The organism is Pseudomonas sp. GM24 (genome assembly GCF_000282235.1).
GTDB lineage: Bacteria > Pseudomonadota > Gammaproteobacteria > Pseudomonadales > Pseudomonadaceae > Aquipseudomonas.
In genome coordinates this window covers 1-9,086 of record NZ_AKJR01000092.1, presented here as the reverse complement: position 1 = coordinate 9,086, position 9,086 = coordinate 1, and the positions used below count along the sequence as shown (strand labels likewise).

General features: G+C 60.1%; 6 protein-coding genes. All 6 read left to right on the top strand.

The features are described 5' to 3' along the window. Window positions 1–211 precede the first annotated feature (211 nt). The 6 genes from PMI23_RS13070 to prpD all read left to right on the top strand — a co-directional run bounded on the left by PMI23_RS13070 (window position 212) and on the right by prpD (window position 9,020). Window positions 212–934 carry a GntR family transcriptional regulator gene (locus tag PMI23_RS13070; protein ID WP_172828118.1) on the top strand — a complete coding sequence of 241 codons (723 nt, stop codon included), beginning with the start codon at window positions 212–214 and terminating at the stop codon, window positions 932–934. Further along, entirely contained in the window at window positions 931–1,821 is an 891-nt protein-coding gene (gene prpB, locus PMI23_RS13065; RefSeq protein WP_007916432.1) for a methylisocitrate lyase, read from the top strand. The genes PMI23_RS13070 and prpB overlap by 4 nt, the downstream gene beginning before the upstream one ends. Window positions 1,822–1,936: 115 nt before the next feature. Next, entirely contained in the window at window positions 1,937–3,064 is a 1,128-nt protein-coding gene (prpC, locus tag PMI23_RS13060; protein ID WP_007916430.1) for a bifunctional 2-methylcitrate synthase/citrate synthase, read from the top strand. 206 nt (window positions 3,065–3,270) lie between these two features. Beyond that, the gene (acnD, locus tag PMI23_RS13055; protein ID WP_007916429.1) at window positions 3,271–5,865 is read left to right on the top strand and encodes a Fe/S-dependent 2-methylisocitrate dehydratase AcnD; all 2,595 of its coding nucleotides are present in this window, start codon (window positions 3,271–3,273) and stop codon (window positions 5,863–5,865) included. 54 nt (window positions 5,866–5,919) lie between these two features. Then, on the top strand, window positions 5,920–7,110 hold the full coding sequence (prpF, locus tag PMI23_RS13050; protein ID WP_007916427.1) for a 2-methylaconitate cis-trans isomerase PrpF: 1,191 nt from the start codon (window positions 5,920–5,922) through the stop codon (window positions 7,108–7,110). Window positions 7,111–7,535: 425 nt separating this feature from the next. After that, a complete protein-coding gene (gene prpD, locus PMI23_RS13045) occupies window positions 7,536–9,020 on the top strand; it encodes a 2-methylcitrate dehydratase (RefSeq protein ID WP_007916425.1) in 1,485 nt (494 codons plus the stop codon). Window positions 9,021–9,086: the final 66 nt, after the last annotated feature.

Genomic DNA, 9,086 nt, shown 5'->3' with positions numbered 1-9,086 from the left:
GCCAGCGCCTGCACCGGTCTATAAAAGATCAAAAGATCGCAGCTTTCGGCAGCTCCTACATTGGATTTGCGTGCGCCCTGTAGGAGCTGCCGAAGGCTGCGATCTTTTAAGGTTATTAGACGATTGTCGACAATGTCTATTTATCCTTTGACTGATGCGGGCGAATTGGCTAGTTTTTGCCGCATTGGATTTAAAGGTGTCGACAATCATGCTGGATCAACTCGATCCCCCGGTCATCAGCGGCGACGATTCCGAGACGCTTTCGGAAAACGTCTTCCGACGCATTCAGGCGGCCATCGTCAAAGGCGAGATCGCCCCGGGCAGCAAGATCTCCGAGCCGGAGCTGGCGCGCACTTACGGCATCAGCCGTGGGCCATTGCGTGAGGCGATTCATCGCCTGGAAGGTCAGCGCCTGCTGGTGCGCGTACCGCACGTCGGCGCGCGGGTGGTGTCGCTCAGCCACGCCGAACTGCTCGAACTCTACGAAATCCGCGAATCCCTCGAAGGCATGGCCTGCCGTCTGGCGGCCGAACGCATGAGCGTCGAAGAAATCGACGAGCTGCGCCGAGTGCTGGAAACCCACGAGCGCGACGCCGCGTTTCAGGCCGGCGTTGGCTATTACCAGCAGGAAGGCGATTTCGACTTCCACTACCGGATCATCCAGGGCAGCGGCAACCGCACGCTGACGCAGATGCTCTGCGGCGAGCTGTATCAACTGGTGCGCATGTACCGCATCCAGTTTTCCACCACGCCGAACCGCCCGCGCCAGGCCTTTGCCGAACACCACCGGATTCTCGATGCCATCGCCGACCGTGACGGCGAACTCGCGGAATTGTTGATGCGCCGTCACATCGGCGCCTCGAAACGCAACATCGCCCGTCACTATCAGGACGGCGCCCACAATAAGACAGCCACTGAACGAGGTGAGTCATGAGTTCCAAGCACAGCACTCCAGGCCAGCGTTTCCGCGATGCGGTCGCCAGCGAGCACCCATTGCAAGTGGTCGGCGCGATCAACGCCAACCACGCGCTGCTGGCCAAGCGCGCCGGTTTCAAGGCGATCTACCTGTCCGGTGGCGGGGTGGCCGCAGGTTCCCTCGGCGTGCCGGATCTGGGCATCACCGGTCTGGATGACGTGCTGACCGACGTGCGGCGGATCACTGACGTTTGCGATCTGCCGCTGCTGGTCGACGTCGACACCGGTTTTGGCTCGTCGGCGTTCAACGTCGCGCGCACGGTCAAGTCGATGATCAAGTTTGGCGCGGCGGCGATTCACATCGAGGATCAGGTCGGCGCCAAGCGCTGTGGCCACCGTCCGAACAAAGAAATCGTCAGTCAGCAGGAAATGGTCGATCGCATCAAAGCCGCCGTCGATGCCCGTACCGATGACAGCTTTGTAATCATGGCGCGTACCGATGCGCTGGCGGTGGAAGGTCTGGAGTCGGCTCTCGATCGCGCAGCGGCGTGCATCGAGGCCGGCGCCGACATGATCTTCCCGGAAGCCATCACTGAACTGGAGATGTACAAGCTGTTCGCCAACCGCGTGAAAGCGCCGATCCTGGCCAACATCACCGAGTTCGGTTCGACACCGCTGTACACCACTGAGCAACTGGCCGGCGCCGACGTGTCGCTGGTGCTGTATCCACTGTCGGCGTTCCGCGCGATGAACAAGGCTGCGGAAAACGTTTACACCGCGATCCGTCGCGACGGCACGCAGCAGAATGTCATCGACACCATGCAGACTCGCATGGAGCTTTACGATCGCATCGATTACCACACGTTCGAGCAGAAGCTCGACGCGTTGTTTGCCGCGAAGAAATAAAGATCAAAAGATCGCAGCTTGCGGCAGCTCCTACATGAACCGCATTCCCCTGTAGGAGCTGACGAGTGCAACGAGGCTGCCACACTCCCTAACAAATTCAAGATTGGAGAAAACAATGGCCGAAGCAAAAGTACTCAGTGGCGCCGGGCTCCGTGGCCAGGTTGCCGGGCAAACCGCACTGTCCACCGTGGGCCAGGCCGGTGCCGGGCTGACCTATCGCGGCTACGACGTGCGTGAACTGGCAGCCGATGCACAATTTGAAGAAGTCGCGTACCTGCTGCTGTACGGCGAGCTGCCAACCCAGGCGCAACTCGACGAATACCAAGGCAAGCTGAGCAAGCTGCGCGACCTGCCGCAAGCGCTGAAAGAAGTGCTCGAACGCATCCCCGCCGACGCCCACCCGATGGATGTGATGCGCACCGGTTGCTCGTTCCTCGGCAACATCGAACCGGAGAAAGACTTCTCCGAGCAGCGTGACAAGACTGACCGCTTGCTCGCCGCGTTCCCGGCGATCATGTGCTACTGGTATCGCTTCAGCCACGACGGCAAACGCATCAATTGCGTCAGCGACGAGCCAACCATCGGCGGCCACTTCCTGCATTTGCTGCACGACAAGAAGCCAAGCGAACTGCACGTCAAAGTGATGAACGTTTCGCTGATCCTTTACGCCGAGCACGAATTCAACGCCTCGACCTTTACCGCACGGGTTTGCGCCTCGACCCTGTCCGATCTGTATTCCTGCGTAACGGCCGCTATTGGTTCGCTGCGCGGTCCGTTGCACGGCGGCGCCAATGAAGCAGCGATGGAAATGATCGAGCGCTTCTCGTCACCGGAAGACGCGATCAAAGGCACCCTCGGCATGCTCGAGCGCAAAGACAAGATCATGGGCTTCGGCCACGCGATCTATAAGGACAGCGATCCGCGCAACGAGGTGATCAAGGGCTGGTCGAAAAAACTCGCGGATGAAGTCGGCGACAAGGTGCTGTTCCCGGTTTCCGAAGCCATCGACAAGACCATGTGGGAGCAGAAGAAATTGTTCCCCAACGCCGATTTCTACCATGCCTCGGCGTACCACTTCATGGGCATTCCGACCAAGCTGTTCACACCGATCTTCGTCTGCTCACGCCTCACCGGCTGGGCCGCGCACGTGTTCGAACAGCGTGCCAACAACCGCATCATCCGTCCGAGCGCCGAGTACATCGGCGTTGAACAGCGCAAGTTCGTGCCAATCGAACGTCGCTGAAATGGTGAGTGTCGGACATTGATTTCGAAATTCACTGAAACCCCTGTGGGAGCTGGCTTGCCAGCGATGACGGCGTCACATCCAACAATGATGCTGACTGACCCACCGCATCGCTGGCAAGCCAGCTCCCACAGGGTTCAGTGTGAATTTCGAGATCGGTGTCTGGCCTCACCCTTTGAAACTACCGTGACCCGAGCCCTGACCCGATGAACACAGAATTCCGCAAAACCCTGCCCGGCAGCCCTCTGGATTATTTCGACGCCCGTGCGGCGGTCGAAGCGATTCAGCCCGGCAGTTACGACACCCTGCCGTACACCTCCCGCGTGCTGGCGGAAAACCTCGTGCGTCGCTGCGACCCGGCCACGCTCACCGATTCCCTCAAGCAACTGATCGAACGCAAACGCGATCTCGACTTCCCGTGGTTTCCGGCCCGCGTGGTGTGCCACGACATTCTCGGCCAGACCGCGCTGGTCGACCTCGCTGGCCTGCGCGACGCGATCGCTTTGCAGGGCGGCGACCCGGCGCAAGTCAACCCGGTGGTGCCGACGCAACTGATCGTCGACCACTCGCTGGCGGTGGAAGCGGGCGGTTTCGACAAGCAGGCGTTCGAGAAGAACCGCGCCATCGAAGACCGTCGCAACGAAGACCGTTTCCACTTCATCAACTGGACGAAGAAAGCCTTCAAGAACGTCGATGTGATCCCGCCGGGCAACGGCATCATGCACCAGATCAACCTGGAGAAAATGTCTCCGGTGATCCAGGTGCGTGAAGGCGTGGCGTTCCCCGACACCTGCGTCGGTACCGACAGCCACACCCCGCACGTCGATGCGCTGGGCGTGATCGCCATCGGTGTCGGCGGTCTCGAAGCCGAGAGCGTGATGCTCGGCCGCGCGTCGTGGATGCGCCTGCCGGAAAGCGTCGGCGTCGAACTGACCGGCAAGCTGCAACCGGGCATCACCGCCACCGACATGGTGCTGGCGCTGACCGAATACCTGCGCAAACAAAAAGTCGTCGGCGCCTGGCTGGAGTTCTTCGGCGAAGGTGCGGCGGCGCTGACCCTCGGCGATCGCGCAACCATCTCCAACATGGCCCCGGAATACGGCGCCACGGCGGCGATGTTCTACATAGACCAGCAAACCATCGATTACCTGAAACTCACTGGCCGCGAAGATCAGCAAGTGCAGTTGGTCGAGCAATACGCCAGGCTTACCGGACTGTGGGCCGACAGCCTGAAAGGCGCGCAATACGAGCGTGGCCTGACTTTCGACTTGTCCTCGGTGGTGCGCAACATGGCCGGCCCGAGCAACCCGCACGCCCGCGTTGCGGTTTCGGATCTGGCCGCTAAAGGCATCTCCGGCCAGTGGGATGACGTGCCGGGGCAAATGCCCGACGGCGCGGTGATCATCGCCGCCATCACCAGTTGCACCAACACCAGCAACCCGCGCAACGTCATCGCCGCTGGCCTGCTCGCGCGCAACGCCAACAAGCTCGGCCTGACCCGCAAGCCATGGGTGAAATCCTCGCTGGCACCTGGTTCGAAAACCGTCGCGCTGTACCTCGACGAAGCGGGGCTGACCACGGAGCTGGAGCAGCTCGGTTTCGGCGTCGTCGCTTTCGCTTGCACTACCTGCAACGGCATGTCCGGTGCGCTCGATCCGGTGATCCAGCAAGAGATTATCGACCGCGATCTGTATGCGACTGCCGTGCTCTCCGGCAACCGCAACTTCGACGGCCGCATTCACCCGTATGCCAAGCAAGCGTTTCTCGCGTCGCCGCCGCTGGTGGTGGCTTACGCCATCGCCGGGACCATCCGTTTCGACATCGAAAAGGATGTCTTGGGCGTGGTCGACGGCAAAGAAATCCGCCTGAAGGACATCTGGCCGAGCGACGAAGAAATCGACGCCGTGGTGAAATCTTCGGTCAAGCCTGAGCAGTTCCGTCAGGTCTACATTCCGATGTTCGCCGTCCACGAAGACACCGGCCCGAAAGTCACGCCGCTGTACGACTGGCGCGAAATGAGCACCTATATTCGCCGTCCGCCGTATTGGGAAGGTGCACTGGCCGGCGCCCGTCCGCTTAAAGGCATGCGCCCGCTGGCCGTGCTGCCGGACAACATCACCACCGATCACCTGTCGCCATCCAACGCGATCATGCTCGACAGCGCCGCCGGCGAATACCTGGCGAAAATGGGCCTGCCGGAAGAGGACTTCAACTCTTACGCCACCCACCGTGGCGACCACTTGACCGCGCAGCGCGCAACGTTTGCCAACCCGAAACTGTTCAATGAAATGGTCGTGGAAAACGGCAAGGTCAAACAGGGTTCGCTGGCCCGTGTCGAGCCGGAAGGCAAAGTGATGCGCATGTGGGAAGCCATCGAAACCTACATGGAACGCAAGCAGCCGCTGATCATCATTGCCGGCGCCGATTACGGTCAGGGTTCGTCCCGCGACTGGGCGGCGAAAGGCGTGCGACTGGCCGGCGTCGAGGCGATTGCCGCAGAAGGTTTCGAGCGCATTCACCGCACCAACCTGGTGGGCATGGGCGTGTTGCCGCTGGAGTTCAAGCCCGGCACGGACCGTCACACGTTGGCCATCGATGGCAGCGAAACCTATGACGTGATCGGCGAGCGCAAACCGCGTGCGGACCTGACGCTGGTGATCCATCGCAAGAACGGCGAACGCGTTGACGTGCCGGTGACCTGCCGTCTGGATACCGCTGAAGAAGTGTCGATCTATGAGGCTGGCGGCGTGTTGCAACGTTTCGCTCAGGACTTCCTTGAAGAGTCGGCGGTTGCCGTTTAAATCAACTGATGCGGGCATGGGATTTTAAGTCCCATGCTTTCGGTAAGGAGCAATATGGCTCACGCACCACAGATTAAAATCCCCGCCACCTACATGCGCGGCGGCACCAGCAAAGGCGTGTTCTTCAGCCTCAAGGATCTGCCCGAAGCGGCGCAGATTCCAGGCCCGGCTCGCGACGCTTTATTGCTGCGCGTGATCGGCAGTCCCGACCCCTACGACAAACAAATCGACGGCATGGGCGGCGCGACTTCAAGCACCAGCAAAACCGTGATTGTGTCGAAAAGCATCAAGGCTGATCACGACGTCGATTACCTGTTCGGTCAGGTCTCCATCGACAAGCCCTTTGTGGATTGGAGCGGTAACTGCGGCAACCTCTCGGCAGCGGTCGGTTCGTTTGCCATCAGCAATGGCCTGGTCGATGCCAGCCGCATTCCGCACAACGGTGTCGCGGTGGTGCGCGTGTGGCAGGCCAACATCGGCAAAACGATTATTGCCCACGTGCCGATCACCAACGGCGAAGTGCAGGAAACCGGTGATTTCGAGCTCGACGGCGTGACCTTTCCGGCCGCCGAAGTGCAAGTCGAATTCATGGACCCGGCGGCAGAAGAAGAGGGCGGCGGCGGTTCGATGTTCCCCACCGGCAACCTCATCGATGAGCTGCAAGTGCCGGGTGTTGGCACGTTCAAGGCGACCATGATCAACGCGGGTATCCCGACGATCTTCGTCAACGCCGCAGACATCGGTTACACCGGCACCGAACTGCAGAGCGCGATCAACAGCGATCCGCAAGCATTGCAGATGTTCGAAACGATTCGGGCTTATGGCGCGTTGCGCATGGGGCTGATATCGAATCTGGATGAAGCGGCGAAACGGCAACATACGCCGAAAGTTGCGTTTGTTGCCAAGCCTGCGGATTACGTGGCCTCCAGTGGCAAAGCGGTTGGCGTTGGGGATGTCGATTTGCTGGTGCGCGCGTTGTCGATGGGCAAGTTGCACCACGCGATGATGGGCACGGCGGCGGTGGCGATCGGGACGGCGGCAGCGATTTCCGGCACCTTGGTCAACCTTGCAGCGGGTGGCGTTGAACGTAATGCCGTGCGCTTCGGGCATCCATCCGGGACGTTGCGCGTTGGCGCTGAAGCCAGCCTGGAAAACGGCGAGTGGATCGTCAAAAAAGCCATCATGAGCCGTAGCGCGCGTGTCCTGATGGAGGGTTACGTGCGCATTCCCGGTGACTCTTTCTGATTCGAGATCTTTTACCCTCATCGGAACGCCGCCCGCCCAGCCCTCTCCCTAAGGGAGAGGGGGCCGACCGAGGTGTCTGGGGTTGTACATCGACCTGAAAGATCGAGTCGATTATGGATTCAGGGGCCTAGCGAGGTGTTTGGGGTTGTACATCGACCTGAAAGATTGCGGCGATTATGGATCCGGGGGCCGACCGAGGTGTTTGAAATTATGCATTGACCAGATCGATTATGGATTCAATGGAGATCGCTCACGTCGGTGAACCTCTAAAGCATCCCCCAATCCCGCGGGAGAGGGCTAGGGTGAGGGGCCCCACCCACTGAAGAAACACAAAACAAGCAGGCACCCCAGACCTGCAATCAACCAAACCCGCCAAGCCCTGAGGAAGACCGCACCACTCATCATTCCCGCACAGGAGAACCGCAATGAGCGCCAACGTCGACCTGAACAACCGTCCCGACTACGACCATGTCCTGCAGGACATCGCCGATTACGTCCTCACCTTCAAAGCCCCCTCTGCCGAAGCCCTCGACACCGCCCGCAATTGCTTGATGGACACACTGGGCTGTGGCCTGCTGGCACTGCGTTTCCCCGAATGCACCAAGCACCTCGGCCCGATCGTCGAAGGCACCGTCGTCCCGTTCGGCGCACGCGTTCCCGGTACCTCCTATCGCCTCGACCCGGTCAAAGCCGCGTGGGACATCGGCTGCATCGTCCGTTGGCTCGATTACAACGACACGTGGCTCGCCGCCGAGTGGGGTCATCCATCCGACAATCTCGGCGGGATTCTTGCGGTGGCTGATCACCTCTCACAGAAGCGTCTGGCCAACGCTGAAGCGCCGCTGACCATTCGCGATGTGCTGGAAGCGATGATCATGGCCCACGAGATTCAAGGCGTGATCGCTCTGGAAAACTCCTTCAACCGCGTAGGACTCGATCACGTCATTCTGGTGAAAGTTGCTTCAACCGCTGTCACCGTCAAACTGATGGGCGCCAATCGTGAGCAACTGTTGTCGGCGTTGTCTCACGCGTTTGCCGATGGTCAGGCGCTGCGCACTTACCGGCACGCCCCAAACGCCGGTTCGCGAAAATCCTGGGCAGCAGGGGATGCGTCGAGTCGTGGCGTGCGTCTGGCCGATATTGCCCTGCGCGGCGAGATGGGCATTCCCGGAGTGCTGACTGCGAAACAGTGGGGTTTTTATGACGTGCTGTTCAGCCACACCAACAGTGATCTGGCATTGAAACCCGAGAACAAACGCGCCTTCAGTTTCTCGCGGCCGTTCGGCAGTTACGTGATGGAAAACGTGCTGTTCAAGATCAGTTTCCCCGCCGAATTCCACGCGCAGACGGCCTGTGAAGCAGCGGTGACGTTGCACCCGCAAGTGCGCAATCGTCTGCATGAAATCGACCGCATCGTCATCACCACTCACGAATCGGCGATTCGCATCATTTCCAAAGTCGGGCCGCTGGCCAATGCCGCCGACCGCGACCACTGCATCCAGTACATGACCGCTGTGCCGCTGGCGTTCGGCAATCTGGTCGCCGAGCAGTACGAAGATGATTTCCACAAGGCGCACCCGATCATCGATGTGCTGCGCGAGAAAATGGTTATCGTCGAAGATCCGCGTTTCACTCGCGAATATCTGGAGGCCGACAAACGCTCGATCGCCAACGCCGTGCAGGTGTTTTTCAAGGACGGCAGCAGCACCGACAACGTCGTGGTGGAATACCCGATCGGTCATCGCCGCCGCCGTGTCGAGGGCATTCCGTTGCTGGAAGACAAGTTCAAAGCCAACCTGGCCACGCGTTTCACCGGCCAGCGCAGCGGCGAAATCTTCGCGTTGTGCAAGGATCAGACGCAGCTGGAGTCCACCCCGGTAAACCGTTTCGTCGACCTATTTGTGATCTGACGAAAAACCTGTAGGAGCTGCCGCAGGCTGCGATCTTTTGACTTTGATTGTAAAAAACAAGATCAA